The 26,687-nt window shown below is 62.4% G+C and carries 28 protein-coding genes; 12 read left to right on the top strand and 16 right to left on the bottom strand.

Annotation, left to right across the window (positions count from 1 at the left end; genetic code table 11):
- The first annotated feature begins 118 nt into the window (after positions 1–118).
- The 8 genes from PVW51_RS13940 to PVW51_RS13905 all read left to right on the top strand — a co-directional run bounded on the left by PVW51_RS13940 (position 119) and on the right by PVW51_RS13905 (position 6,813).
- Positions 119–1,006: a sigma-70 family RNA polymerase sigma factor gene (locus PVW51_RS13940; protein WP_274575658.1), complete on the top strand. Its 888-nt coding sequence runs from the start codon at positions 119–121 to the stop codon at positions 1,004–1,006.
- 270 nt (positions 1,007–1,276) lie between these two features.
- Positions 1,277–1,942, top strand: a complete 666-nt coding sequence (locus tag PVW51_RS13935) for a TetR/AcrR family transcriptional regulator (protein WP_274575656.1) — start codon at positions 1,277–1,279, stop codon at positions 1,940–1,942.
- 34 nt (positions 1,943–1,976) lie between these two features.
- Entirely contained in the window at positions 1,977–2,624 is a 648-nt protein-coding gene (locus tag PVW51_RS13930) for a DUF899 domain-containing protein (RefSeq protein WP_274575654.1), read from the top strand.
- 277 nt (positions 2,625–2,901) lie between these two features.
- A complete protein-coding gene (locus PVW51_RS13925; RefSeq protein WP_274575653.1) occupies positions 2,902–3,333 on the top strand; it encodes a VOC family protein in 432 nt (143 codons plus the stop codon).
- The gene (locus PVW51_RS13920) at positions 3,330–3,806 is read left to right on the top strand and encodes a VOC family protein (protein ID WP_274575652.1); all 477 of its coding nucleotides are present in this window, start codon (positions 3,330–3,332) and stop codon (positions 3,804–3,806) included. The genes PVW51_RS13925 and PVW51_RS13920 overlap by 4 nt, the downstream gene beginning before the upstream one ends.
- A 182-nt stretch (positions 3,807–3,988) precedes the next feature.
- Positions 3,989–4,366 (top strand): DUF1428 domain-containing protein, encoded by a 378-nt coding sequence (locus PVW51_RS13915; RefSeq protein ID WP_274575651.1) that lies wholly within the window; start codon positions 3,989–3,991, stop codon positions 4,364–4,366.
- 145 nt (positions 4,367–4,511) lie between these two features.
- The gene (locus tag PVW51_RS13910; protein WP_274575650.1) at positions 4,512–4,937 is read left to right on the top strand and encodes an SRPBCC family protein; all 426 of its coding nucleotides are present in this window, start codon (positions 4,512–4,514) and stop codon (positions 4,935–4,937) included.
- A 517-nt stretch (positions 4,938–5,454) separates the two neighbouring features.
- Positions 5,455–6,813 carry a tyrosine-type recombinase/integrase gene (locus PVW51_RS13905; protein ID WP_274575648.1) on the top strand — a complete coding sequence of 453 codons (1,359 nt, stop codon included), beginning with the start codon at positions 5,455–5,457 and terminating at the stop codon, positions 6,811–6,813.
- Between the two features lie 16 nt (positions 6,814–6,829).
- Here the strand turns inward: PVW51_RS13905 and PVW51_RS13900 are convergent, their stop codons facing one another.
- Entirely contained in the window at positions 6,830–7,030 is a 201-nt protein-coding gene (locus tag PVW51_RS13900; protein WP_274575645.1) for a hypothetical protein, read from the bottom strand.
- A 194-nt stretch (positions 7,031–7,224) separates the two neighbouring features.
- On the opposite strand from PVW51_RS13900, the gene PVW51_RS13895 reads away from it, so the two are divergent.
- Positions 7,225–7,982 (top strand): IS5 family transposase gene (locus PVW51_RS13895; RefSeq protein ID WP_274575642.1). Its coding sequence is split into 2 segments (ribosomal slippage): positions 7,225–7,561 and positions 7,561–7,982, totalling 759 coding nucleotides; the frame shifts between segments, so codons are not numbered across the junction.
- Between the two features lie 124 nt (positions 7,983–8,106).
- Here the strand turns inward: PVW51_RS13895 and PVW51_RS13890 are convergent.
- The 4 genes from PVW51_RS13890 to PVW51_RS13875 form a co-directional block, all read right to left on the bottom strand.
- Positions 8,107–10,482, bottom strand: coding sequence for a hypothetical protein (locus PVW51_RS13890; protein WP_274575640.1), 2,376 nt, complete (start codon positions 10,480–10,482; stop codon positions 8,107–8,109).
- Positions 10,479–11,573 (bottom strand): hypothetical protein, encoded by a 1,095-nt coding sequence (locus PVW51_RS13885; RefSeq protein WP_274575638.1) that lies wholly within the window; start codon positions 11,571–11,573, stop codon positions 10,479–10,481. Before PVW51_RS13885 ends, PVW51_RS13890 begins: the two co-directional genes overlap by 4 nt.
- Positions 11,574–11,605: 32 nt before the next feature.
- The gene (locus PVW51_RS13880) at positions 11,606–12,277 is read right to left on the bottom strand and encodes a hypothetical protein (protein ID WP_274575636.1); all 672 of its coding nucleotides are present in this window, start codon (positions 12,275–12,277) and stop codon (positions 11,606–11,608) included.
- 549 nt (positions 12,278–12,826) lie between these two features.
- Positions 12,827–13,438, bottom strand: coding sequence for an NUDIX domain-containing protein (locus tag PVW51_RS13875; RefSeq protein ID WP_274575634.1), 612 nt, complete (start codon positions 13,436–13,438; stop codon positions 12,827–12,829).
- A gap of 42 nt (positions 13,439–13,480) precedes the next feature.
- Between PVW51_RS13875 and PVW51_RS13870 the strand changes: the two genes are divergently transcribed.
- Positions 13,481–15,325, top strand: a complete 1,845-nt coding sequence (locus PVW51_RS13870) for an AAA family ATPase (RefSeq protein WP_274575632.1) — start codon at positions 13,481–13,483, stop codon at positions 15,323–15,325.
- Between the two features lie 396 nt (positions 15,326–15,721).
- Here PVW51_RS13870 and PVW51_RS13865 read toward each other — a convergent pair whose 3' ends face one another.
- The 11 genes from PVW51_RS13865 to trbB form a co-directional block, all read right to left on the bottom strand.
- Positions 15,722–15,970, bottom strand: a complete 249-nt coding sequence (locus PVW51_RS13865; RefSeq protein WP_274575631.1) for a DUF2274 domain-containing protein — start codon at positions 15,968–15,970, stop codon at positions 15,722–15,724.
- A gap of 1 nt (position 15,971) precedes the next feature.
- Complete coding sequence (locus PVW51_RS13860) at positions 15,972–17,108, bottom strand: TrbI/VirB10 family protein (protein WP_274575630.1); 1,137 nt, start codon at positions 17,106–17,108, stop codon at positions 15,972–15,974.
- Positions 17,105–18,079 carry a P-type conjugative transfer protein TrbG gene (gene trbG, locus PVW51_RS13855; RefSeq protein ID WP_274575629.1) on the bottom strand — a complete coding sequence of 325 codons (975 nt, stop codon included), beginning with the start codon at positions 18,077–18,079 and terminating at the stop codon, positions 17,105–17,107. Before trbG ends, PVW51_RS13860 begins: the two co-directional genes overlap by 4 nt.
- Positions 18,076–18,765, bottom strand: coding sequence for a conjugal transfer protein TrbF (gene trbF, locus PVW51_RS13850; protein WP_050532547.1), 690 nt, complete (start codon positions 18,763–18,765; stop codon positions 18,076–18,078). The genes trbG and trbF overlap by 4 nt, the downstream gene beginning before the upstream one ends.
- Complete coding sequence (gene trbL, locus PVW51_RS13845; protein WP_274575627.1) at positions 18,762–20,111, bottom strand: P-type conjugative transfer protein TrbL; 1,350 nt, start codon at positions 20,109–20,111, stop codon at positions 18,762–18,764. The genes trbF and trbL overlap by 4 nt, the downstream gene beginning before the upstream one ends.
- Positions 20,112–20,114: 3 nt before the next feature.
- Positions 20,115–20,381 (bottom strand): putative entry exclusion protein TrbK-alt, encoded by a 267-nt coding sequence (gene trbK-alt, locus PVW51_RS13840; RefSeq protein WP_274575626.1) that lies wholly within the window; start codon positions 20,379–20,381, stop codon positions 20,115–20,117.
- Positions 20,382–20,394: 13 nt separating this feature from the next.
- Positions 20,395–21,183, bottom strand: a complete 789-nt coding sequence (trbJ, locus tag PVW51_RS13835) for a P-type conjugative transfer protein TrbJ (RefSeq protein ID WP_274575625.1) — start codon at positions 21,181–21,183, stop codon at positions 20,395–20,397.
- Positions 21,180–23,675 carry a conjugal transfer protein TrbE gene (gene trbE, locus PVW51_RS13830; RefSeq protein ID WP_274575624.1) on the bottom strand — a complete coding sequence of 832 codons (2,496 nt, stop codon included), beginning with the start codon at positions 23,673–23,675 and terminating at the stop codon, positions 21,180–21,182. The genes trbJ and trbE overlap by 4 nt, the downstream gene beginning before the upstream one ends.
- Positions 23,676–23,685: 10 nt before the next feature.
- On the bottom strand, positions 23,686–23,979 hold the full coding sequence (locus PVW51_RS13825; protein ID WP_274575622.1) for a VirB3 family type IV secretion system protein: 294 nt from the start codon (positions 23,977–23,979) through the stop codon (positions 23,686–23,688).
- Positions 23,980–24,045: 66 nt separating this feature from the next.
- A complete protein-coding gene (locus PVW51_RS13820) occupies positions 24,046–24,378 on the bottom strand; it encodes a TrbC/VirB2 family protein (protein WP_274575620.1) in 333 nt (110 codons plus the stop codon).
- A complete protein-coding gene (gene trbB, locus PVW51_RS13815) occupies positions 24,375–25,325 on the bottom strand; it encodes a P-type conjugative transfer ATPase TrbB (protein ID WP_443288120.1) in 951 nt (316 codons plus the stop codon). Before trbB ends, PVW51_RS13820 begins: the two co-directional genes overlap by 4 nt.
- A 262-nt stretch (positions 25,326–25,587) precedes the next feature.
- Between trbB and PVW51_RS13810 the strand changes: the two genes are divergently transcribed.
- Positions 25,588–26,001, top strand: coding sequence for an MbcA/ParS/Xre antitoxin family protein (locus PVW51_RS13810; protein ID WP_274575618.1), 414 nt, complete (start codon positions 25,588–25,590; stop codon positions 25,999–26,001).
- Complete coding sequence (locus tag PVW51_RS13805) at positions 25,998–26,687, top strand: RES family NAD+ phosphorylase (protein WP_443288098.1); 690 nt, start codon at positions 25,998–26,000, stop codon at positions 26,685–26,687. The genes PVW51_RS13810 and PVW51_RS13805 overlap by 4 nt, the downstream gene beginning before the upstream one ends.

Genomic DNA, 26,687 nt, shown 5'->3' with positions numbered 1-26,687 from the left:
ATCTGTTCAGGTTCCCGGGGTCTTGGACCCGGTGCGATGACATAGCGGCCGCCCGCTGTCACATCGGGCCTGAACCGTTCGTCATAAGCATGACGGAACGCAAACAAGGAATGTGACAATGCGTGGCAAAAAATTTTTGTTGGATGAATTCGAGGCCCACCGGGCGCGGCTGAACGCGGTCGCCTACCGCATGCTTGGCTCCCGGGCCGAGGCGGAGGATGCGATTCAGGAAGCCTGGCTTCGGCTCAACCGCTCCGAACAGGACAGTATCGCCAATCTTGGCGGCTGGCTTACCACCGTGGTGGGCCGGCTGTGTCTGGACATGCTGCGCGCCCGGAAATCGCGCCAGGAAGAATCGCTGGACGGGATGCTGGACAACACGCTTCGGCCAGACCCCGCTTTGACGGCGACAAATGCCACCCCCGAAGAAGAACTTGCCATGGCCGATTCCGTCGGTCTGGCCATGCTGACCGTGCTTGAGACCCTGACACCGGGCGAGCGGGTCGCTTTTGTGCTGCATGATGTTTTCGCCGTCCCGTTTGACGACATCGCAGGGATTGTCGGGCGTTCGCCGGATGCAACCCGGCAACTTGCCAGCCGCGCGCGGCGCCGGGTGCAGGGCGCACAGACCGCCGAAAGGGTCGATAATGCCCGCCGGCGCGAAGTGGTGGATGCCTTTCTTGCCGCTGCACGCGGGGGTGATTTCGATGCTTTGATGACAATGCTCGATCCCGATGTGGTCCTGCGCGGAGATGCGGTTGCCGTGAAACTCGGCGGACATGCCGAACTGCGCGGCGCTCCGGCGGTTGCTGCATTCTTCAAGGGCAGCGCCCAGGCGGCCAGACCGGCACTGGTGGACAATGTGATGGACGTTGCCGTCGTCCCCGGTGGTCAGCTTCTTCTTCTGCTGCGCCTCGACATTGCTGGCGACAGAATCACGGGCATGAATGTCATTGCAGAGCCCGAAGACATGGCGGCGTTCGACCTGTCGATTGTCGAAGACTGACGGTCAGGCCGTGGTTCGGGCTTTGCTCAGGCCTCGATCACCGATGCCCTGAAGCAAAGCCGGGACACACTTGCCGAGTTGCCGGGATTTACCGGGCAGGCCGCCCGTTTGGGTGGCGCCTGCCCCCTGCCCGGCTTTGGCCGGGCATCACCTGTATCTCGCCCATTCCCCTTTGTACGGCTCGCAAAAATCTCCGCTCAGTGCACCCGTCAGCGCCCATCATATCAGACGTCTTGACATAGATACCGACCGGATGGTATTTTAATACCCATGCCAAGACCAACCAAACAAAATCCCGAACGCGGCGACGCCCGCACCAGGCTGCTTGAAGCGGCACGAGACGTGATCCGGTCCCAGGGTTTCGCGGCCACCACGCTTGATGACCTCTGCAAGTCGGCTGGCGTGACCAAGGGCGCGTTTTTCCATCACTTCGAAAACAAGGAAGCGCTGGGCGTCGCCGCCGCCGCTTTCTGGGCTGAGACGACATCGGCGTTCTTCGCCGAAGCACCCTATCACGACCACGACGATCCGCTCGACAGGCTGCTTGCCTATGTCGCGTTCCGCAAGGAGATCATCGAAGGCGATCTTGCCGAGTTCACCTGTCTTGTCGGCACGATGACGCAGGAGGTCTATCTCTCGCATCCGGCGATCCGCGATGCCTGTGCGGCGAGCATCTTCGGCCATGCCGCCACGCTGGAACCGGATATCGAAGCGGCCATGAAAGCGCATGGCATTGCGGCAGACTGGACACCGGCGAGCCTTGCCGCCCACACCCAGGCCGTGCTGCAGGGCGCCTTCATTCTGGCCAAGGCGACGGGCGACCGCACCATCGCGCGCGGCAGCGTCGATCATCTGCAACGCTATCTGCTGCTCCTGTTCGGGAGGGCACCGGGGAACAATGGGCCAAGCGCCCGGGGAGGACCAACACATGGCTGAGAATGCAAACCCTGGAACCAGGGAAATTTCCGGAGTGTCCCGTCAGACAATATCGCCGGACGCCTGGCACAGCGCCCTCGCCGATCTGCGCGTTGCGGAAAAGGAGCTGACCCGTGCTCAGGACCGGCTGGCCGCACAGCGGCGCCGCCTGCCCTGGTCAAAGGTCGATGGCAACTATGCTTTCACGGGGCCCGGCGGAACCGCCACTCTGGCCGATCTTTTCGACGGCCGCACACAGCTAATCACCTATCACCACATGCTGAGGCCCGCGGATCCGAGCCCCTGTTCAGGCTGCTGCATGGTGGCCGATCAGATCCCGCATCTGGCCCATCTGCACGCGCGCGACACCACGCTCACCTTCGTCTCGAAAGCGCCAATTGCCGAGATCGAGGCGTTCCGAACGCGCATGGGCTGGTCGATGCCCTGGTACGAAACAAAAGACAGCTTCAACGCCGATTTCGACGTGACCTCAGGGTTCGGTCTCAACGTTTTCTACCGCGACGGGCCGGACATCTACCGCACATACTTCACGACAGGCCGCGGGGTTGAGACGCTCGGCACGGTCTGGACCCTGCTCGATCTGACCCCCCTTGGCCGTCAGGAAGACTGGGAGGACGCCCCCGAGGGAACACCGCAGACCAGGCCGTATCAATGGTGGCGAAGGCACGATGCATATGACTGAGACATCCCGCCAATCAACGCGCGCCCGCGCCAGACCCGTCATCACCGTCTTCGAACGCTCACCCGATGGCGGCAAGGGCCTGGCACGCGACATGCGGGTGCGATGGGCACTTGAGGAAGTTGGCCGAGCCTCTCCGCCTATGTCACACGCGGCGAAGCGCGACCAGCATTCAGGCGGGCCCATGACGCCCAACGCGACTTTTTCAACAGCAGCACTGCCGGTTGAGTGATGCCGGACAATTACAACAATACTTCAGGATCAAGGGAGGACCCAAGACATGGAACCTGCAATCTATCTCTTCTTCAAAGGAAACTGCCTGGAGGCGATGAGCCATTATGCCGAGGTGCTGGGCGGTGAAATCACCGGTGTTTTCCGCAACGCCGATGCCCCGACCCCCGAAAGCCGCATGCCCGGCGGCGACGACATGGTGATGAACATGGCCATGAAGCTGGGCAGCGCCCTGGTCATGGCCTCTGACAACAACGACGAGATGTATGACAAGCCGCAGGGCTTCCGCATCTCGATCTCGCCAACCTCGCTGGCGGATTTCGACCGCATCTACGACGCGCTTGCCAAGGATGCGGCGCGCGTCGAGATGGAACCCGACGAAACCTTCTGGGCCGAACGATTTGCCATGTTCACCGACAAATACGGAACGCCCTGGATGCTGATGTTTGCCGGCAGCAAGGCGCAGGGAGCACAGTCATGACCGAACTTGTCACCTGCATGTGGTACGACCACGGCGAAGCGAAAAAGGCGGCGGAGTTTTATGCCGCCACCTTTCCGGACAGCCGCGTGGACCGCGTGAACACCGCGCCGGATGACTTTCCGGGCGGCAAGGCCGGGAATGAACTGACCGTCGAATTCACTGTGCTCGGCCGCAAATGCGTCGGGCTGAACGGTGGTCCGAACTTCACACCCAACGAGGCCGTCAGCTTCATGGTCGTGACCGAAACCCAGGAAGAGACCGACCGCTACTGGAACGCCATCGTATCCAACGGCGGACGGGAAAGCGCCTGCGGCTGGTGCAAGGACCGTTGGGGCCATTCCTGGCAGATCACGCCGCGATTGCTGCTCGACCTGACGACGAGCACCGACAAGGAAAGGGCCAAACGTGCATTCAGTGCGATGATGACAATGACAAAGATCGACATTGCGGCGCTCGAAGCCGCCGTCGCTTAACGCAGTGCGCATGGGAGTCCTATGATGAAACTCTACTACGCCGAGGCGATGAACTCGTACAAAACCTGCGCGCCATGTCGCGCTCGATATCGACTTCCATTGCCTTGATCTGAGCAAGAGCCTGAGCCACGCGCTCAGGCAAGACTTAAACCCAGGAACCATCATATTCAGGGAGTGACAAGATGGGCTACATAGACGGTTTCGTGATCGCCGTGCCGACGGCGAACAAGCAGAAATTCATCGACCACGCCAAGCTCGGCGACGGCGTTTTCAAGGATCTCGGCGCCACGCGCATCCTGGAATGCTGGGGCGACGATCTGCCCGATGGCAAGGTCACCGATTTTCGCAAGGCCGTTCAGGCAAAGGAGGATGAGACTGTTGTCTTTTCCTGGATCGAATGGCCCGACAAGCAAACCCGCGATGCGGCCTTTGACAAGATGAAGGACTGGATGGATCATCCGGAAAACGCCGATCCGCGCATGAACCCGGAAAAGAACCCGATGCCCTTCGATGGCGCACGGCTGATTTATGGCGGGTTCATACCGGTTGTGGAGGTCTGACGTAACCGGGGCGATGACCTGTCACATCATCGACATGCGCGGAGCCATAGATCAGGCTTTGGATCAATGTCGCCCGTCGCCAAGGCATCGCGGGTCCGGCGATCGACCGTTTCGATAAAGAAGGCTCAGCACAGAGGATAGGTTTATGAGCACACAGAAAATCACCATCGACACCGTGATCGACGCGCCGGTCGCGCGTGTATGGCAGGCATATTCGACCCCCGCCGACATCACGCAATGGAACTTCGCCTCTGACGACTGGTGCTGCCCAAGCGCCAGCGCCGATCTGAAAGTCGGCGGTGCATATTCGGCGCGCATGGAAGCAAAGGACGGCAGTTTCGGTTTCGATTTCGACGCGGTTTATGAAGAGGTCGAACCGAACAAGGCGCTGACCCTGGCCATGAGCGACGGCCGCAAGGCACGCACGACATTCGAGGTTGAGAACGGAAAGACAAAAGTCACGACAACCTTCGATGCCGAAGACCAGAATCCGGTCGACATGCAACGGGACGGCTGGCAGGCGATCCTGAACAATTTCAAGCACCATGTAGAAGGTGAAGACTGCGTCTGACGAACGTCCTGAAGCATCAGGCATCGCGTAACGCGTAGGACCACGGAAAGAGGCAGCGAACAAGTATTTCAGATCTATCCTGAAACCCTTCAGCAAGGGTCTCTCTCGCCCCCTGCGCGCGGCACCAACCAAGCAAAAACCTTTATTAACAATGCGTTGGGTTCCCCGCGGGGAACCCTCCAACTTCTCATTGCTGCTGACCAGCCGAAAGACGCCACCAGACCGCAGCGCTGAAACCGGCAACGGCCTTTCGCTGCAAGTTGTCAAAGGAGTCGAAACCGGTGGAAGAGGTATGGCGCACCCATCAGGATTCGAACCTGAGGCCTCTGCCTTCGGAGCTGTCCTAATGGCCTTTCCGAAACGTACGACAGAGCCCGCCAGAGCGCGATAAGCATCTGAATTATATAGACATTCCGAAACGCTGCTCCGAAAGCTCTATCCAGAAATACGCCTTGTTTTCCGTCCGCGTGCTTGCGTGGTGCTTACTCGAAACCGGGCGCAGCCAAGGATCAGGTGCATGCCGAAGCTCACGAAACGATTTGTCGAAGCGGTGGAACCCGCGTCCAAAGGCCAGGCGATTTGGGATGACGAACTGCCGGGCTTCGGGCTCCGCGTCTATCCTTCCGGCAAGCGCAGCTACATCGTCCAGTACCGCGCACGGGGTCGGTCGCGCCGCTACACGATCGGCCTTCACGGTGTCTGGACGCCCGAGACAGCACGACGTGAGGCGAAGGCTCTGCTCGGCCGCGTCGCGCGGGGCGACGATCCGACCGAAGAACGCGACGAGGAACGCAGGGCGCTGACGGTCAAGCAGCTCTGTGAGCAGTATATCGAGGATATGGAGGCTGGCCTGATCATGGGCAAAGGCGGCCGCCCCAAGAAGGCCTCGACAATCGAGATCGACGTGGGCCGCATCCGCCGACACATCATCCCCCTGCTCGGCACCCGCCGGGTTCGCGACATCACCAAGCCGGACATGAACAACCTGATGAAGGACATCATCGCCGGAAAGACGCGCGTTGTGATGAAAACCGAGAAGTTGCGCGGCAAGGCCATCGTGCGCGGCGGTCGCGGAACAGCGATCCGCACAATGGGCCTGCTTGGCGGCATATTCTCCTATGCGGTAGAATCCGGCGTGATCGACCACAACCCGACCCACGGATTGCGCAAGCCCAAATACCAAGTGCGCGACCGTCGGCTCAGTGAGGCGGAATACCGAATCTTGGGTGGCATCCTGCGACAGGCACAGAAGAGCGACCATTATCGTCTACATGCCGAGATCCTCTGGATCCTCGCCGTGACTGGCTGCCGACGCGGGGAGATCATCAATCTCAGATGGAGCGAGGTCGATATCGAGGGGAGCTGCCTGCGGCTGATCGATAGCAAGGAAGGCGCCTCGGTGCGTCCCATCGGACTTCCCGTGATCGAGTACCTAGAAAGCAAGCGGTCACAACGAACCGGCACCTACGTCTTTCCCGGCCAGGGCATCGACAATGCGGTCGGCAACTTTCCTCAGAGCTGGAAGAAGCTCCTGACCGACACGCCGCTCTGGGATGTGACACCGCATGTCTTGCGGCACAGCTTTGCCAGCATCGCGAATGACCTTGGCTTCACCGAGATCACGATCGCTGCGCTGATCGGCCATGCGAAAGGCTCGGTGACAAGCCGCTACGTGCACACGCTCGACTCGACGCTGATCATGGCGGCAGACACGGTCGCGGGGTACCTGAAGGCTCTGCTGGAAGGTGTGGAGTTCCGGCGGAACACCTACACGCTGGATCGGGAGTTGCGACGCTCGGCGATCGAACACATGCTGATTGAGTCGCGGCCTGCGCCAAAGCCAAAGCCACTTGAACATCGGGACGCAAGCCACTGACAAACAAGCGTTTGCGTCAGTCTTCCGGATGCTGCCGTCGATAGCGCTCTTCCGGCGCGATCCATGGCTCCAGAAACTCCAGCGGATCAAGCGTTCCCATCATGGACCGCGCCAGAGCAAGACGTGTGGACAAGGCCTGGCGCCTGTCGGTCTCGACGCCGGCAAGACGCTCCTCCACCTCTCGAAAAAGCTTTCGATCGGCATCGCGGTGGACCATTTCTGGATCACTTCGGAAAGCTGTTCGCAGCTTTGGGCAAGGCCGTCTTTCTCTAGGTAAACTTGAGCCGGGAGTAAACTACCGGAGGGGGTGGGTCTGAAGTCGAACCTTCTCCACTTCGAATGTGTCTAGGGTCAGGACCCATTGATTTCAGCTTGGCGTCGTGACTCACCGTAGAAAAACAGAGCGGTGACATGTCTGATCTTTTCTGGTTGACCGATGCGCAGATGGCGCGTCTCGAGCCCTATTTCCCGAAGCCTCACGGCAAGCCTCGCGTTGATGACCGCCGCGTTTTAAGTGGGATTATCTTCATAAACCGCAATGGTTTACGCTGGCGGGATGCGCCGAAAGAGTATGGCCCCCACAAGACGCTATACAACCGGTGGAAGCGGTGGAGCGACAAAGGCACCTTTGCCCAGATGATGGCTGGTCTTGCAGCCGAGCACGGCGAGAAGAAGACGGTGATGATCGACGCCACCTACCTGAAAGCACATCGCACCGCGTCCAGCCTGGGCGCGAAAAAAGGGGGCGTGGCCGCCTGATCGGTCGCACCAAGGGCGGCATGAACACCAAGCTGCACGCCATCTGCGATAGCAAAGGCCGCCCGATCAACTTCTTCGTTTCTGCCGGACAGGTCAGCGATTACATCGGCGCGCGGGCGTTGCTCAGCAGCCTGCCGGATGTTGATTGGCTGCTCGGGGACCGGGGTTACGACGCCAACTGGTTCCGAGAAGCGTTGAAAAACAAAGGGATACGAGCCTGCATCCCCGGCCGAAAACAACGCAAGACAATCGTGAAATACGACAAGCGTCGATACAAACGCCGCAACCGCATTGAGATCATGTTCGGCCGGCTCAAGGACTGGCGCCGTGTTGCAACCAGATATGATCGGTGCCCCAAGGCCTTCTTCTCCGCCATCGCCCTCGCCGCGGTCGTCATCTACTGGCTGTGAAACTCAATGAGTCCAGAGCCTAGCAATGCTAAGAACGCAGCCTCAGCGTACCAGGCTCGACGACAGAATCCTGGTACTCACTTAACTTGCCCACAAGACAATGGGAAATCCCTGTCCCCACCACTCAACCCATGACCTCAAGATTCTTTCGGAAAGATTGGTATCGCGCATTCTCGTAGATAAACCCAATTTCACGGATATGCTTGCTAGCTAGCACTTCGTCAATTCCCTTGCGAGCCTTCAAGAGCGCTTCGCGACGTTGTCGCGGTTCGCCGAACAACGCCAAACCTGCCCAAGTCACGATCTCAGAATACTCACTCCTATAATCTTGATCGCCTGCGTGCGTTATCCGAATTTTTTGAAGTCGCTCGCAATAATTCCTCGCGCTATCTGCATCCCAATTCTTCGGGCCAAGAAATACACCGATAGAAACAATATTCAGAAGGGCGCGGTGGCTCGAAAGCTCCAATACGTGCTGGCAGGCAGACTCGGGTTCATCGGCTTGATCAAGAGTGCGCAGGAATTCGAAAAACTCCTCGCGCAACGCGACGAGAGCAGCAACGTTTGCTCTTTGCAATTGGCCGTCACACGCCAGCATTTCCAGTGTATAGTTGATCGCCAATCGCTCGCCGTTGAAACGCTCCATAATAGGATCGCCCGATTTCGGGATCTTGCCCTCGCCAGAACACTCGTCCCTGTAGATGGCTATGGCCTTCTCAACGAGGTCAATGCATACGTCGAGGTCTTCGGCTTTGCGCGCAAGATGTCTGCGTGCAAACGCTTCCAGGTAGGCCGCTTCTCGCCCATTCGGACCCAAAGTGTTTTTTGGTACGCCAGACAAAATCTGGCGATCTGAGACCAGCCTAGCGTGGGCGCACAAGAATGCAGTCGAGTGCCAGTTGCCACCGGATGCTAGAATGAATGCGATTGCGACAAGAAAGTTGTAGTCGTTCCCGTCTGCCTCATTCAATCTATTTTTGTACTCCTCGTAGGTTTCCGAATTGAAGGACTTTGGGTCTGCCAGCCATCTTTTTGCTTGATCAAGAAACGTCTGTGGCTCGGTGCCTTCCAGGCAAAGCTGCGGGGCACGGCGGTGGGTTGGAGGACGCTTTGAGATAATGTCGAGCAGGAACCGGAATTCAGTGAAGGCGAGAACGCAATCTCTCCAATAGTTTTCCACCTCGTCGTTAAGTTCCGCTCCATGTTCTTTCAGCCAGTCGAGCAGGGCTCCAACCCGATACTCCTTGTCACGATCACCTTCAGGAAACATGTTTCCGTCGATGAGATCGGCTAACGACACGCTCTCTGTAAAACCACTCCAGCTATCGCGCGCTTCCTGAAGGACTTCAGGCTTTCTCGCGGCGACTTCCAGGACGTCTCTTTCAACCGCATCTGCCAGATCAAACCGAGCTTTCGGCCAATTCCAATGGCCAAGGTTTCCATGCTCGTCTTGATACTCGCCAAGCAAGAGACGTAACCAAGCTTTGATCGAGTTTGCCACGTTTGGCACTGTCTTAGCGGCCCCACGACTTCTCAATACGCCCGGCCGATCGAAAAGACTTCGAGGATGGCGAATGAACGCGTCCAAGAATGTCGGCGTCGGGCCGGACTGTTCAGGCAAGTCCCCTAACCGGAAATCCTCAGCAGATCGCTGCGAAGCAGCCCTCAAGATTGACACGTCCCCGGTGATGTAGACAAGCCGATGCGGCTTGTCGAGATTGACCAGTCGACGGTTCCAGAATTCCAGATACGAAAGAGCATCAATGTCCCGCGAAACAGGCAGCCGCTCCGGGTCTGCGCGACCCACAAGCGCCATTAGATCTTGCCAATCGTTTCTTAGCACCGCGTATTCCAGCATGTCACTGATCCTGTTTGGCGGTGTTAAAACAGCCAATACATCGGGAGGGAAACCGTGAGTGCCACGGCCATGTAAGTCATCCACGGGTGCAAAACGCTTCAGTCGCTCCAGTGCCATCAAGCGACCGCCACGCTTGATGTCAATGATCGCACTGGCCAGCCTTCGCGCGACCGTACGCTGAGTTTCGTCGTTGGTTGCGTACAGTTCTTGCTGCAACTTCGTGATCTGATCCACCGCATCGGGCGACGGTGCGTTCCGGCTTGCCGAAACCTGAATGAGAGTTGCGACTTCGCGATCAACGCCAGGCAAGAGAAGCAGCGGTCGGTCCGGGCATAAATCGTGCCAAATGAAATCAGCCAAGGCCAGCGTTATGGCCGCTTTCTTGTCGGTGGAATCGGAACGGAAGACCTCACCGTATCCGATTGACCGGCTTTCATTACTCTGAGCGTGGCCCAAAGGATTTACGAACATATGAACGATGTTGGAATCAACTGCATAAATCGGAATCGCGCCAACAAGTTTCTGCCCATCCCAATCGTTGGCATCCAGCGCGAGAAACGAATCCTGCTGCGCGGCATCTGCGACAAATTGTAAGAATTCTTCCTTTATCACTGATACGTCATGTTCGGTTGCAGTATTCACGATCCCTGCCCTCCGAAAAGCACCACCTCTGCTTCATCCCGTGTCTCCTGGTCAATTTCGTCAATGCCGGGACTCACCTTCCAACCATTTTGTTCGTCGCGAGATCGGTATCGGCGACGCACACCGGGTTCTGAGGCAACTTGACCTCGAGTGCCCCACTGCGTCCTATGAATGTACTGCGAAAAAAACGCGAATGCGCCCCACAATAGGGCCATGCGCGTTTTGTCGCCCGCATCAACTGAAGGCGCGCTGCTGGTGCTGGCAGTGACCTGTTGTGCCTCTCGCGCAAGCTGAGCCAACTCGGAGTTTCGAAGGATTGCCTGTGCGAACCAGTCCTGCTGGAACGCGAACTGTCCACAACCGAGTTCGGGCGCGCATCGGGTATCCCATCGTTCGAACGCTGCCTTGAAAACCGCCGCATCGACCAAAGCGTAGATCTCCTTGACAAGCGTACGCGCCGTCGAGCGACGCACTTGGTTTCCTTGCAGTGTCTCTGGAGCATACTTCGGCGCAAAGAACCGGTTGAGCAGCACGAGGTGCCCCACAAAGTCGGCCGGCGCGGCTGCGCAGAGAGCGCGCAGCACCTGGGGCGCGCGGTTGCCATTGAACGAAGCCGCGCGGACCAGACGGTATAGCGCTTCCTTGGATCGTGCGTCGCCGGGATATGGGTGCGCGACGATCGCACCAACGACTTCGACGTTGAGGTCTCGGGCGTCGTCGTCGGACCGTGCCGGGTCGAGGCAAAGCGCCAACCTGTGTACTGCCTCTCGATTTCCTGTCAGGCTCGCAACACGGGTCAATTGCTTTGCCAGCACCACGTCCTCGTGCTGCGCCAAGTCTAGCCTGCGAACCGCCTCGGTCACGCCTTCGTCGAAGTCAGTGCGCGCGCTCACGTCCAGGCGGTCACGAATCGCTCCAAGATCACCGACGATCCCGTTGGTGTCTCGATGTATCAGGGATTCAGCCCCCACAAACGCAGGGGTGTTGCCGGGATCCTGGCCCAAGTCTACCGCCCGAAGACCGTGCAGCAGCCACTTCGCGTACCAGTCCGCTCCGTGGCCCGAAAGTTTGAGTGCTGCCGGCATCGTCATGGTAAACTAGGATTCCTTCTTTGGCTCTTAAGTTACAGGGCGGCGAGACGATCGGCAAATCGTTGATCGGGGACGTTGTGTGGTACCGAAAGCTCTCCAAGATACATGAAGTCCAGCGCCTCAGTATCATGGAAGTCATTGAAAAAAATCTGGTTTGCGACCCGTTCCTCGGCTCCATTTAGTGACAAACCATCATTACCTATCGCAGAGAGGTCAGCGGTTTGGCCCCATTCAGCGGTGCCAACTGTCGAAATGGGGTCCCGAGGCACCATGAAACGCCTGTTGTCTATGCCGTCAAACGCGCAAGGCCTGAAATGGCCCACGCGCTCTGCCACGTCGCCGTCGAAGGCCAGGCAGAAAAGATGGGATGTCCTGGCTTCTCGACTGGTCGGTGCAAGGTGTACCAGGCCCAACTTGTCGCGTGCGGTTGCGGCGAGTGTTTCTGAGGGGGGGGCGTCCCAGTGGAACGGTAGCGCAGTTTCGTTGGTGAACCAGAGGGTTCCATAGGTCAGCAACTGGTCACGGCCAAGCCGAAACCGCCGAAGCTCGGCCGGAAGAGCGCCCAGTGACACGCAGAGTCTCGACAGCGCATCAGGGGTTCGCGAGTCACTCGGGGTCAAACCCAGGTCGACAACTTCCTCCTGGTCCCAGAATGCGTTGGCCTCAGGAAGCATGAAAGTCAGAAGGCTGACGTGATCGATCACTCTATAAAGGCGCCTTCCAGATAGACTGGGCTTTTCGGCGCAAGCGCAAGGGAAAGCTTCTGGGTTTGCTCGAATCCGGTTGTCCGGCGACTCGGAGCGGGAGAGATAGCGTGCCTTCCGCACTGCCGCCACAACGGCGTCTATGTCAGAATCGGCGTCTCGACCAGGTCTAGAAAATTCATTCAAGAAAGCACTGCCACCAATCGCTTTGGCAAACCTAATTAATTCTCGGTGGGAATACATGGTATTGTCTAAGCCGCGCGCAATGTTATGACCCATGATCTCCCATTTGGGACTGCATCTCTTTAGGGCTTTGGTGATACGCGATAGCGAAGGCAAACTCTTACTCCATCAGGAACCCACGCCGGGAAACTCGACGCATCGTAAACGGGGAACATAGCATATCGCACAGCATGCGGCCCGGCTGCGGTTGATCACCCTAGGAAACAGTCTGCAGAACAGGGCACTCGTGTAAAGTGCGCGCGCTTTGAAGAGCGCCAACAAATGCTGATTGGCAACACCGACCAGTGGCCCTGCCAACACCCTGATTCAGCGAAGAGCAGGAGATCCCGGGACGTCGGCCCGGAGCATCGCGAGTTCCAGCCACTGAAGAGCGATCACCGTCTTCGCGTCCTGGATTTCGCCGGCATGCAACCGGCGAAGAGCGTCTTCGGCTGGCACACGGAAAATTCGGATGTCCTCGCCCTCGTTCGCGACCCCTGCCGTATCTGGCGCGTCTAGACGCAGCGCAATCTGGCCGTAGAAGACATGGATACGCTCAGAGGACCCACCTGGACTGGGATAGACCGTGGCAATCCGTGTCAACGCGTCGATTTCATGGCCTGTTTCCTCCAACGTCTCGCGGCGAGCGCAGTCTTCGCTCGACTCGCCCTCCTCCAGTACCCCGGCCGGGATCTCCGCTAGCCAGCCCGGCCCGTTCGCAGCGGTCGGAGCGCGGAACTGCTCACAGAGCAGTACCACCCGTGCGACCGGATCATGGGGCAGCACACAGACGCTGTCTCCCCGTTCGAGCACCAATCGGGTGATCTGTGCCCCCATGGAGCCGTTATAGAGTTCGTGACGCAGTTGCAGTTCATCAATTCGGAAAATGAACCGCTGGAACACGGTTTTTCGTTGCGAGATTTCGATGCGTCGTTCCATGATCGCCCCATACCTCTTGCGTCCAGATGAATAGGTGTTGTTTTGAATTCAGCGAACAAGTCCTCGAAACCATCCAACGAACTGCTTAATCGAGCAACAGAATATGTGAAGACCGGAAGCGGCCTGGATCGCGAGACTACGGTTGTAGAGGGGCTGCTTCTGCCCCGCGGCGGCAAGATTTTTGACGGACGTGTGGAGAACGTCAAGAAAGTAGTCAGGTTGCTTAAGGCTTACCACAAGAACCAGAAGGAAGTTCGTCCGCTGTCGATTGTGGTGTTTGGCCCGCCGGGTTCAGGAAAGTCGACATTCGTGAAAAAGATCACTGCGGCTGTCAAGGGTTGCACACTGGTCACTACGGAGAATCTGACCCAGCACAGCAACAGCGAAACGTTGGCGCAGGTTTTCATAACGGCGCCGGACCGGAGCACTACACCGGTGTATTTTTTTGATGAATTCGATGCGTCTCGCGATGGTCGACCGCTTGGCTGGTTGAGTTGGTTCCTCGCCCCAATGGAGGACGGGATTGTTCAGGTCCACGGAAAGCCTTTGACTCTTGGAAAGGCCGTTTTCTTTTTCGCGGGGGGCACTGCGAATTCACTCGATGAGTTCAATCAGCGCGCACAAATCGACCCTGAAACTTATCGGGCGCGCAAAGTACCTGATTTTATCAGCCGCCTGCGCGGATCGGTCGATATTGGCGGGGTCAACGATCTTGGCGACGACCGGATCGTCCCGCGCGCGCTGTCGCTGAGACGTGAACTGGAAGATGACCCGTCACGGATCGATGATGCCAAAATCCGTCAGATCCTCTCGGATGGTCATTTCGTCCACGGGAACCGATCGCTCCGAACACTCGTCGCCGCCTGGGACAAGAAAAAGGGTAAGCCCGACCTTCCCGAAGCCATCCTTGGCCAACACTTGAGCCGCGGCGTGCTAGATGGACGAGTGATTGGATTGTCGGCTGGCTTGAACCAACCCAAGTCGAATCCAATGCTCATGGAACTGACGCAGCAGTTGCTTCGCAGTGGAGCAACGCTTGCCTATGCCGGCGCCCTATTGTCGCAGGATGGTACTCTCCAGCAGGTAGTGGACACCGTAAAGAAGGTGCCGCAGGAGCTCTTCCCTGATGCCGACGCGCGCGCCCGGGTCCGCAGCTATCTGGGCCATCCTGCGTCCCAAAAATACCCAGGCGACTCCGGGGACAATGACGTCGAATTCATCCCCCTCGATACGATTGGCACCGAAGACCTAGATAAAATGGGACTCCCGACTGAAGGCTACTTCGAAGCTTTGCCAACTGATTCAGAACCAGACTACCAACCGCAACGGCATGTGGCTTGGGCATTGAGCCTGTTCAGATTGCGGGTGCGCGTGCTGCAAGATGTCAGTGCTCTGGTGGTGCTAGGTGGCAAGGATGATGGCCAAAGTTGGGGGCGCATGGCAGGAATCGCCGAGGAAGTGATGATCGCGCTCGCGCTTAAAAAGCCGGTCTATGTGCTCGGTTGCTCTAAAGGTGCCGCACGGGCCGTTGGTCAGCTCCTCGGCCTCGACAATGCACCTGTGAACCTCGAACAATGCCTGAAACCTTCCGCCTTTTCCGAGTTCGCCGACGCAATTGAGCCATTTGCCGCTCAGTTTGAAATACCCGGAATATCCATCAGCCCGCGCACCTTATCCGACGTACGGAGTTTCCTGTACAATCGTGGTTTGACGACCTCCGCTTGGCCTTGGAACGGCCTTACGTCAGAGCAGAACCGCAAGCTCTTCGCCTGCTGCACGTCCGGCGGCACAATCCAGGTTAACAAGACCGTAGGCCTAGTCTTGCAGGGTCTATCGCGGATCGATTGGAAGACCCAAGAGGGTGACGTTGCTTCTACCCTTGGCTGAAGTGCAGAGATCAGGCCAAGGATACTATATTCCGTCTCCAAGTGGATGCCCGGGCGACATAAGCGACCGCCGCCTCCGTCGCACGATTGTTCATGGAGCTGCATGGGCTGAGTATCTGGGTTGCGGAGGAGATATCGGCGTCGAGCATTGCCTCGATCAATACCCTCCTCGCTTCGCGACGATCCGGACACATAATCCTCTGCCTGGCAACGCAGCGACGATACGAAAACCATGCGGCGCGACGCGCAATCACCCGGTCCGGACGTAAACACGAACTGCAAACGGCATCGCACAACTAATTGAACAAAAATAAAACTCGCCACCATCCGTCGCCAGACCGATGTAACCATTTTTCGGTTTGCCGCCTTGGTTCCGTGGGGAACCTAGAGCGACTGATCAATTGCTGTGCTTCGATACTTCCGTTTTGGGGAGAGAACGCCGCGCCTTGGCGAAGCCACGATCCGTCGCGATGAACCGCTCGAGCATGGGTACCACCAGCTTCTTCGGTTCGATTGGTCCCTGCCCCGCTTCTCGTCCGAGGAGTTGCCCATAGGCGATCAGGTCGCTATGCAGCTCGGCCGGCAGTTCCACGGTCAGTTTCAACTGCTTGTCGTCCGGGATCGGTCCGAGTTTCAGCTTGGTCATGTCAGCCTCCGGGTGGCGCGAAGACAAGATCGCGCGTGACGATCACCCGGACGGGGAAGCCCGGGCGAATGGTGAGGGTCGGCGGGACCTCCAGCTGGCGTTGAACGATGCGCTGCCCGGCCTCGTTGATCGTGTCGAGGGCCCCGTCGCGGAGGGCGCGGGCGAGGCGATCCTCCTCGTCGAGGGAAAGCTCCGCCCCGACGGCAAGCAGGGTCGATAGCCCTGCGGCGCGCAAGATGCTGCCCCAGTGATTGTCGACGCGGTCCTCGAGACCGGCATAGCCCGACGTATCCGCTCCGAGCTGGCGTTCGAGAACGAGAGATCGTCCATCCGGGAAGATCAGCCTAGTCCAGACCAGGAGCACGCGACGCTGGCCGACGGTTACGCTGTCGTCATAGGCGCCGATCAGGCGGGTGCCCTGCGGGATCAGAAGAAGGCTGCCGGTGGGGCTGTCATAGACGTTCTGGGTCACCTGCGCGGTGATCTGACCGGGAAGGTCGGAGCGGATCCCGGTGATCAGCGCGGCCGGAATGACGGAACCTGCCTGCAGGAGGTACGGAGACGCTGGCGGCTGCACGCGGTCGGGGGCGACCGTGCGGCGGTCGATCGGCACGGTCAGGAAGGCCTGGCGCGGATTGGTTTCCGGTGCAGCGGCCAAACCGATCCCCGGTACCGTAGACGGCATCTGGAACCCTGTGGGCGCGGGTGCCCCGGACCGCGTCTGGAAGAAAAGGTCGCTGACACGGGCGGCTTCCAGTTCCGCAAGTCGTTGCTGCTCCGCCGCGTCCATGGTCGGGGGCGCGAGGCTCGGCGCGGTGACGGGCTGGCCGCGTTGCTGCGCGTCAAGGATGCCACCCCCGAGGTCGCCCGGCAGGGGCGGACCAAGCCGTGGGATCGCGTCATAACTACCGGGCAGATCGCGGAGACCATCGGCGGGCTGGCGTCGGTCCGTGGTGATCAGTTCCTCCGGGGCGGCTGTCCGGTCCGGGCGTTGCAGCCCGTAGATCAGCGCGGCACCAATCCCAAGGCCCGCGACAGCGCCGAGCGCGATGATCACCTTTCGCGAAATCCGCGTCACGCGCGGCGGATCGGCGCGCAGGCGCATGGCGGCGGCGGTATCGGTCGATGTCTCGCTCATGTCCCCTGCTCCGCATCGTGCTGGACCACGGTCGTCTCGGTCTGGGGTTCGATCCTTACAATGCGGACCACCTCCTGCCGGGGACCGCGTCCTAGGCGCAGCTCTGCCGCGCCGAAGAGCCGGTCGACGATCAGCACATTGCCGTGGATCCGGGAGTTGACCATCTCCAACTCGCCATCGGAGCCCAGCACGAAGAGCGGCGGCATTTCGCCCTGGGCGATGCCACGCGGGAAGACGACATAGACCCGGCGCCCGTCGTCGAAGACCGAAACCGGCCGCCAGGGCGGGCTGTCGCCCTGCAGCCCGTAGCGGTGATTGCGCGCATGCGCGGACGGGATACGCGGCGTGGCCTGCACGACGCGCGGGGTCTCGGGCGCACGCGGATAGGCCCAGGAGATGGCGGGCATCCAGGTTTCTTCGCTGGCGTTGAGCTCGATCAGGTAGGTGCGACGGTCGGTCGAGATCACCAGGTTCGTGCGGATATCGGGCCGTGTGGGTTTCACGAGGACGAGGACGCGCGTGTCGCGACCCGCGCCGCTTTCGGTGTCGCCGATGATCCAGCGCGCCGTGTCCCCTGCCGCGATCGGGCCGGTGCCCGCCAGGCGTTCGCCGGGTTCGAGGGCGATGGTCGTGATCTGACCCGGGGCGGCGTAGACCTGATAGAGCGCGCCCTCGGACCAGGGGTAGATCTGGATCGCGTTGAAATACCCGGCCTGGCGCGGCTCGACCCGGGCGGCCGCATTGGCATTGCCGACCTGCGCGACGGGTGTCGCGGCCGCCTCCCCGCCCCGGCTCGGTGTCCAGGGGGGCGGGACATGGAGCGTGCGCGGCCGGTCGTCGGGTGCCGTGGCAGGCGGTGACGGCAAGGGTGGGACCGCATCGTCATAGGCGAATGCGGGCGGCTGGTCGCTGGCGCAGCCGGCGAGAAGCGTGGTGGCGAGGAGCACGGCGGGCAGGATAGGTCGGGTCATTGGCTCATCTCCCGCGACCAGTTGATCGCGTTCACATAGATTCCGAGGGGGTTGGCGCGCAGGCGCTCGGCCGTGCGCGGCGGGTCGATCACGATGGTCAGGATCGCGGTCCAGCGCTCGGTGCGGGCGAGCTGGCCGTTTTCGTAGTGCCGCTCGGACCATGCCACCCGGAAACTGTCGGGCGAGGCACGAATGACGCTCGAGACCTCGACCGAGACCTGGTCCTCCCCCACCCTCGTGAAGGGATCATTGGCGCGGGCATGGTCGTTCAGCGCCAGCGCGCCGCGGTCGGTGGTGAACTCATACGCCCGCAGCCAGTTTTGCCGGACGACGATGGGATCGGCCGGTAGGCCCCGGACCTCCTCGATGAAACGGGCGAGATGCCAGGCGATCTGCGGATCGCTCGGACGATACCCTGCGCTGGCGGCCTCGACGGCGCGCGCTTCGCCGTGGCGGTCGATCTCGACAACGTAGGGCACGACGGTGCCGCGCGCCGATTGCCAGACCAGCGCCGTGGCGAAACCGCCCGCGAGGACCAGGCAGCCGAAGGCCATGAGGCGCCAGTTCTTCGCCTGCACCCGGGCGGAACCGATGCGCTCGTCCCAGACCTGGGCGGCCTTCTGGTAGGGGGTCTCGGGTTCCGGGGTCTTGCCGTAATGCGCGGCGGCGCGTTTGAAGAGGCTCATGGGCGGTCGCTTTCAGAGAGGGAAACAGAGGCACCGGAGCCGGGGCTGTCCCCGGCGCGCAGCGCGTGAGTGGCGGCGGAAACGCCATGGCTCATGGCCTGGCTGCGGCGCATGGAGCGCGCCCAGGCCGGTGGACTGCCTGTCGGGGCGGACATGGCGGTCGACGCGCCTGTCCCGCTACCGAGCGAGGAGGAGCCGCCGGTGGCGGCGAAGCCAGCGCGGGAACCTGCGGCATGGCTTGCCTTAAGGGCTCCTGAGGCCGAAGCCGCGGCCCGGCGCAGGGGCGAAATTGCGGCCGCACCCCCTGCCCGCGCCACGCCGCCGAAACCGGCGGCGACCCCGGCAGCCCCGCTCTGGCCGATCGATCCGAGGCTATAGGCGGTGGAAGCCGCGCCCGTGGCGGCGGCAGCCCCACGCGTGGCGGCGGCCCCGCCCGAGGCCAGTTCCCCGGCCCCGCGGGCGCCGAGCAGGGCCCCGCCACCCGCCGCGACGGTGGCACCGCCCACGGCGAGCCCGGTGCCGACGGCGGCCCCCGCGCCCAGTTGCGGCCCGCCGGAGACAAGGCCCGTGGCGATGCCGGGGCCGAAGATGCCGAGACCGAGAAGCGAGAGCGCGGCCAGCACGATCGCCATGGCCTCGTCGATGGTGGGGGTCACGCCGCCGAAGCCGGCGGTGAACTGGCCGAAGAGCGTCGAGCCGATGCCGATGATCACCGCCAACACCAGCACCTTGATGCCGGAGGAGACGACATTGCCCAGCACCCGCTCGGCCATGAAGGCGGTCTTGCCGAAGAGACCGAAGGGGATCAGCACGAAGCCCGCGAGGGTTGTCAGCTTGAACTCGATCAGCGTGACGAAAAGCTGCACGGCGAGGAGGAAGAAGGCCAGGAGCACCAGCGCCCAGGCGAAAAGCAGGCAGGCGATCTGGATGAAGTTCTCGAAGAAGGCGACGAAGCCCATGAGGTCGGCGGTCGACTCCAGAAGCGGCCGCCCGGCATCGAGACCGGTTTGCGCCACCCGTCCCGGGCGCAGGAGGTCGGCGGGCGAAAACCCGGTGCCGGAGGCCAGCAGCCCCAGTCCCGCGAAGCTGTCGAAAACGATTGCCGCAAGGCTGTTCCAGTTGGAGATGAGCCAGGCGAAGACGCCGACGAAGAGGGTCTTTTTCACGAGGCGGGCGATGATGTCGTCATCGGCGCCCCAGGCCCAGAAGAGGGCCGCCAGCGTCACGTCGATCACGATCAGCGTGCTGGCGATAAAGGCCACCTCGCCGCCCAGCAGCCCGAAGCCAGAGTCGATATAGGAGGTGAAGACCCCGAGAAAGGTGTCGATGACGCCGGTGCCGCCCATGGCTCACTCGCCTCCGGCCCTGTCGCGCCCTAGGAAGCGGTCGCGGGTTGCGGCCCAGACGGCGAAGCAGCCGGGATCGGAGGCCGCGGCCGCGCCCAGCTCCTGGCAGCGTCGTTGTTCAGCCCGCAAGGGATCGACCTCCGGTAGAGGCAAAGCCGCCGGACGCGCCGCCTGCCCTTCCTCGTCCCGGCCCATTTCCACCAGCGCCGCTGTGATCGCGATGGCGACGAAGACGATGGCCGCGATGCGGGCGAGGACCGATCCCTCCATGGGCCTGGCTCCTTCAGTTGTTGAACATCCGGGCATTGCCGGGCTGGTAGCCCGCGCCCGGGGTAAGGAAGCGCTCGCGCTGGACCCGGCCCTGTTCGGCCGCGGCGGACCGCTCGGCCTCCACGAGCGCCGAAGCGCGGCCATTAGCGGCCACGACGGCGATCAAGTCGGCGATCTGCTGGGATTGCAGCGCGAGGAGCTGGTTGCCCGCCTGGGTCGCCTGCAGGGCACCGACGGCGGACTGGCTTTCGCCGACCAGGGCGGAGAGCTCGGCGCGCTGACCATCGAGATTGCCGACGACGCCCGCCTGCACGCGCAGCGCGTCCTGCAGCCCGCCGACGGTGTTTTCCCAGCGGGAGCGCGCATCGGCCAGAAGCTGCGCCTCGGGCGCGGCCATGGGGATGTTGGCATAGTCCTGCTGGAAGACCTGGTCGATCTGGGCGACGTCGAAGGCGATGTTCTGCGCCTGGGACAGGAGCTGTCGTGTCCGGTCCACATTCTGCTGCAGCGCCTGCAGCGACGAATAGGGCAGGCTCGCGAGGTTGCGGGCCTGGTTCATCAGCATCTGCGTTTCGTTCTGCAGCTGGGTGATCTGGTTGTTGATCTGCTCGAGCGCCCGGGCCGCGGAGAGGATGTTCTCGGCGTGATTGCGCGGGTCGTAGACAATGCGCCCGCCCCCACCGAAGAAGAAAGCCTGGGCGGGCGTCGCGAAGATCGGCGAAAGACCGATGGGGGCTGCGAGCGTCAGGACGAGCGTGGAGGCGCTGGCGAGGCGGGACAGGCGATGGGCGGCACGGGTCATGGGATGGTCTCCTTTGCGGGTTCGGGGACTTGAGGGATTTCGGGTTCCGGCGCCTCGGGCTCCAGCGCAAGATTGGTCAGCTCCGGGATCAGCTCGGCGGCCCAGCCGACGCCACGGGATTCGAGCCAGGCGGCCAGGAAGCCTTCGCGCCCATGCTCCGCGAGGATCTCCGAGATCAGGGTCTGGTCGGATTTGGAGGAGGCTGCACAGAGCGCGAGGCCGATTTCCGAGAGACCGAGCTCGAAAAGCCGGTTGCCGCGCCGCGATTGGCAATAGTAGTCCCGCTTGGGCGTGGCGCGGGCCAGGATCTCGATCTGCCGGTCATTGAGGCCGAAGCGGCGGTAGATCGCGGTGATCTGGGGCTCGATGGCGCGTTCGTTGGGCAAGAGCCACCGGGTCGGGCAGCTCTCGATGATCGCGGGCGCGATGGCGGAGGCGTCGATATCCGAGAGCGATTGAGTGGCGAAGATCACTGAGGCGTTCTTCTTGCGCAGCGTTTTCAGCCATTCGCGGAGTTGGCCCGCGAAGCCCTCGTCATCGAGCGCGAGCCAGCCCTCGTCGATGATCAGAAGCGTCGGGCGCCCGTCGAGCCGGTCGCCGATGCGGTGGAAGAGATAGGAGAGGACCGCCGGCGCCGCGGCGGTGCCGACCAGCCCCTCGATTTCGAAGGCCTGGACCGAGGCCGCGCCGAGCTCTTCGGTCTCGGCATCCAGAAGCCGCCCATGAGCTCCACCTAGGCAATAGGGCCGCAGGGACTGTTTCAGGTCGGAGGATTGCAGCAGGACCGCGAGACCGGTGATCGTGCGTTCGCCGATCGGAGCCGAGGCCAGCGAGGTCAGCGCAGACCAGAGATGCTCCTTCACTTCCGGTGTGATCGCGATACCTTCGCGGGCAAGGATCCCGCCGATCCAGCCCGCGGCCCAAGAGCGGTCGGCGGGATCGTCGATGCGCGCGAGCGGCTGGAGGGAGACCGTCGCCTCCGCACCCTCCGTCAGCTCGCCACCGAGATCGTGCCAGTCGCCGCCCATAGCGAGGGCGGCGGCGCGGATCGAGCCCCCGAAATCGAAGGCGAAGACCTGGGCGCCCGGATAGCGGCGGAACTGCAGCGCCATGAGCGCCAGCAGCACGGATTTGCCGGCCCCGGTCGGCCCGACGACCAGCGTGTGGCCGACGTCGCCCACGTGGAGCGACAGCCGGAACGGCGTCGCGCCCTCGGTCTTGCCGTAGAGCAGCGGCGGGCCGTCGAAATGGGCATCCCGCTCCTCCCCGGCCCAGACGGCGGAGAGGGGGATCATATGGGCGAGGTTCAGGGTGGAGAGCGGCGGCTGGCGGACATTGGCGTAAGCCTGCCCGGGCAGCGAGCCGAGCCAGGCGTCGACGGCATTGACCGTCTCGACCATGGCGGTGAAGTCCCGGCCCTGCACGACCTTCTCGACGAGGCGCAGCTTCTCGTCGGCGCGGCGCGGGTCCTCGTCCCAGACGATGAGGGTCGCCGTGACATAGGCCTCGCCCGCGATATCGGCGCCGAGTTCCTGCAGGGCCATGTCGGCATCCGTGGCCTTGTTGGCGGCGTCCGTGTCGACCAGCGCCGATTGTTCGTTGGTCACCACCTCTTTCAGGATCGCGGCGATGGATTTGCGCTTGGCGAACCATTGGCGGCGGATGCGGGCGACCATCCGCGCGGCCTCCATCTTGTCCATCAGGATCGCGCGGGTCGCCCAGCGATAGGGAAAGGCCAGCCGGTTAAGGTCGTCGAGGATCCCGGGCGTGGTGGCGGTCGGGACGCCCGACAGAGTGAGAACGCGCAGGTGGGCGTCCCCCAGCCGGGGCTCCAGCCCGCCGGTGAGCGGTTGGTCGGCCAGGAGCGCGTCGAGATAGGCTGGGGTTTCCGGCACGCGGACCCGGTGGGCCTGCGTCGAGATCGTGGAATGCAGGTAGGTCAGCGTTTCGCTGTCATCCATCCAGCGGCATTCGGGCATGATCCCGTCGAAGAGCGCCAGCACCCTATCGGTGCGGTCGATGAACCCGCGCAGCACCTCGCCCGCATCGATGCCGGTCTTGTTGCGACCTTCATAGAGCCAGGTCTCGGCCCGCGCGGCCTCCTCGGCGGGCGGCAGGTAGAGGAAGGTCAGAAGATAATCCGACTGGAAATGCGCCCCCTGCTCGGCGAAGCCCGCGCGGCGCTCGGCATCGAGCAGCGCCGAGGCCGGATCGGGAAAGCGGCTGTCGGGATAGTCGGCCGCCGGGACGCGCTGCGCTTCGACGAAGATCGCCCAGCCGGAGCCGAGCCTGCGGAAGGCGTTGTTGATACGGCCCGCCACGGCCACGAGTTCGGCGGCGACCGCGCTGTCGAGATCGGGGCCGCGGAATCGGGCCGAGCGCTGCAGGCTGCCATCCTTGTTCAGCACCACGCCGGGGGCCACCAGCGCCGCCCAGGGCAGGTAATCCGCCAGCCGCGTTCCTTTCCGGCGATACTCCGCGAGGTTCATCATGGGCGCGCCCTCAGACCTCGAGATGACCGGGAAGCCGCAGATGGCGGCGCCCGACCTCGACGAAGAGCGGATCGCGCCGCGCGGCCCAGACCGCCACGACGTGGCCCAGAAGGCCGATGACGATCCCGGCGACCCAGAGTTGCAGCCCGAGCCCGATGGCCCCGGCCAGCGTCCCGTTCAGGATCGCGAAGGCCCGTGGCGCACCGGCCAGCAGGATCGGCTCGGTCAGCGCACGATGGACCGGGACGGTGAAGCCCGGCACGTCCGCCAACTGCTCGAAGGTTGGCCATTCGCTACCGCTCATGGCGTTCCTCCCTCGCGGCTTTCCACTGGAAAGCCGCGTTCCCCTGCGGTGAACCGGTCGTCACCATCAGATCAGCGCTCCGCCGCCGAAGCTGAAGAAGCTCAGGAAGAACGAACTCGCCGCGAAGGCGATGGAGATGCCGAAGACGATCTGGATCAGACGGCGAAAGCCCCCGGAGGTGTCACCGAAGGCCAGAGTGAGGCCGGTGACGATGATGATGATCACGGCGATGATCTTGGCAACCGGCCCCTCGATCGACTCGAGGATCGATTGCAGCGGCGCCTCCCAAGGCATGGAAGAGCCTGCCGCGCGGGCGGGTCCGGCCAGCATAAGGGTGACAGTGGCGTAGGTGACGGCATGGGCGGCCTTAGCGCGCAGCCGATGAAGGGATCGGGTCATGAAGACTCTCCTGTGTCGGTTTCCGTCCCGGTCGGCTGCGCCGCCGGGGTGATGCGGTAATCGCCGTCCGGTCCCAGCCCTTCGACGCGGGCGAGTTCGGCGAGGTGGCGGTTGGCCCCGCGCCCGGAGAGGACGGCGATGAGATCGATGGTCTCGGCGATGAGGGCGCGCGGCACGGTGACCACGGCCTCCTGAATGAGCTGTTCCATCCGGCGCAGGGCGCCGAGGGCCGAACCCGCATGGATGGTGCCGATCCCGCCGGGATGCCCGGTGCCCCAGGCTTTCAACAGGTCCAGCGCCTCGGCCCCGCGCACCTCTCCGATGGGAATGCGGTCGGGGCGCAGACGCAGCGAGGAGCGGACGAGATCGGAGAGCGAGGCGACCCCGTCCTTGGTGCGCAGCGCGACGAGGTTCGGGGCTGTGCATTGCAGCTCGCGCGTGTCCTCGATGATCACGACGCGGTCGGACGATCCGGCCACTTCGGCCAGAAGCGCATTGGTCAGCGTCGTCTTTCCGGTGGAGGTCCCGCCCGCCACGAGGATATTGGCCCGCGCGGCAACGGCCTCGCGCAACAGCGCCGCCTGGATCTCGGTCATGGTCCCGGAAGTGACGTAGTCGGCCAGCGTGAATACCGCGACGGCGGGTTTGCGGATCGCGAAACAGGGCGCGGTGACCACGGGCGGCAGGAGCCCTTCGAAACGCTCGCCGGTCTCGGGCAACTCGGCCGAGACACGCGGCCGCGCGCCATGCACCTCGGCCCCAACGTGATGGGCGACGAGCCGCACGATCCTTTCGCCATCGGCGGGCGACAGGGTGGCGCCAGTGTCGGAGAGCCCCTCGGAGAGCCGATCGATCCAAAGCCGCCCGTCGGGATTGAGCATGACCTCGACAGTCATCGGGTCTTCCAGAAACCCGGCGATGGCGGGCCCAAGCGCCGTGCGCAGCATCCGCGCGCCACGTGCCATCGCTTCCAGTTTCTGTGCTGCCTCTGCCATGCTGTCCTCGTTCCGTGAGTGGCCACCGACTTGCGGCCCTGGATCGGGTCCATCAAGAAAACCGGAAACCGGCTTCGCTCAACACGTCTTCAAGGGGCGTAGGGCTCTGGCGTGCAAAGACAGGAAAATGGGCTGGACGCACTCTGACCCACAACCCAAAGCGTACCTTGCCTTTTGGCATGAAATATTTATATTTATGCCAAAGGAGAAAGCCATGCAATTCGCCACGGTCCAACCCGTTCTCGCTCGCACCGATCTTCCCGTCATCACCGACGAGGAGGCGGCGGCGCTGGCGCGCACCACCGTCAACCTGTTCCGCGCCTGGGAGCTGACGGATGCGGAAGCCCGCACCCTGCTGGGCGACATGGCGCAGCGCACCTGGGCGCGCTGGAAGACCGGCGATATCGGCCGGATCGACCGCGACCTGCGCGCGCGCATGGCGATCCTGATGGGTATCCACAAGGTGCTGCGCTATCTCTTCACCGACCCTGCCCGGGGCTATGCCTGGATCCGCAAATCGAACGCCGCCTTCGCGGGCCGGAGCGCGCTGGACGTCATGCTCCGGGGCGAGATCACCGACCTGATCGACCTGCGCGCCTATCTCGACGCCGAACGGGGAGCCTGGTGAATGTGCCTGTCCGGCGCGTGACTTGGTCGCGCACGGTCCGCATCATTCGTACCATCCACCCGCCGATCGACCTTTTCGAGGACATCGCCGATCCGGCCGACTGGGAGGCGCTGGCCTCTGCCGAAGCCAAGTTCAACCCGCGCATCCGCGAGAGCATCGGCGATCTGTCCAAGGTGCCCGTCGCGAGGCGCGTGACCGGCACCGGTGCGAGCTGGGTGATGGCGCCCTTCGTGCATTGCTCGTCGCTCCGGCCGGGTCGGTTTTCGGACGGCAGCTTCGGCCTCTACTATACGGGTGACCGCACCGAGGTGGCGATTGCCGAGACCGTCCACCACCACGCCCGCTTCATGCGCGCCACGGAGGAGGCGCCGGGCTGGACCTCGCAATTCCGCGAACTGATCGGCTCGGTCGACACCGATCTCGATGACGCCACGGGCCGCGCCGATCTGCTGGATCAGGACGACTACCACGCTTCGCAGATCTTCGGAGCCGAACGTCGTGCGGCGGGGTCGAACGGCATTACCTGGCCCAGCGTCCGCTTTCCCGAGGGCCAGTGCATCGCCGTTTTCTGGCCCGACGTGATCCCGATCCCGACCCAAGGGGCGCATTTCGCGTACCACTGGAACGGTACGGCAGTCGATTACGTGAAGCGGCTGGATAACGGGGAGGTGTTGCGAGTCTTGTGA

The sequence above is a fragment of the Sulfitobacter sp. PR48 genome (assembly GCF_028807335.1).
Lineage (GTDB): Bacteria > Pseudomonadota > Alphaproteobacteria > Rhodobacterales > Rhodobacteraceae > Sulfitobacter.
The sequence above is the reverse complement of the archived record's forward strand: the minus strand, read 5'-3'. Positions and strand labels throughout refer to the sequence as shown.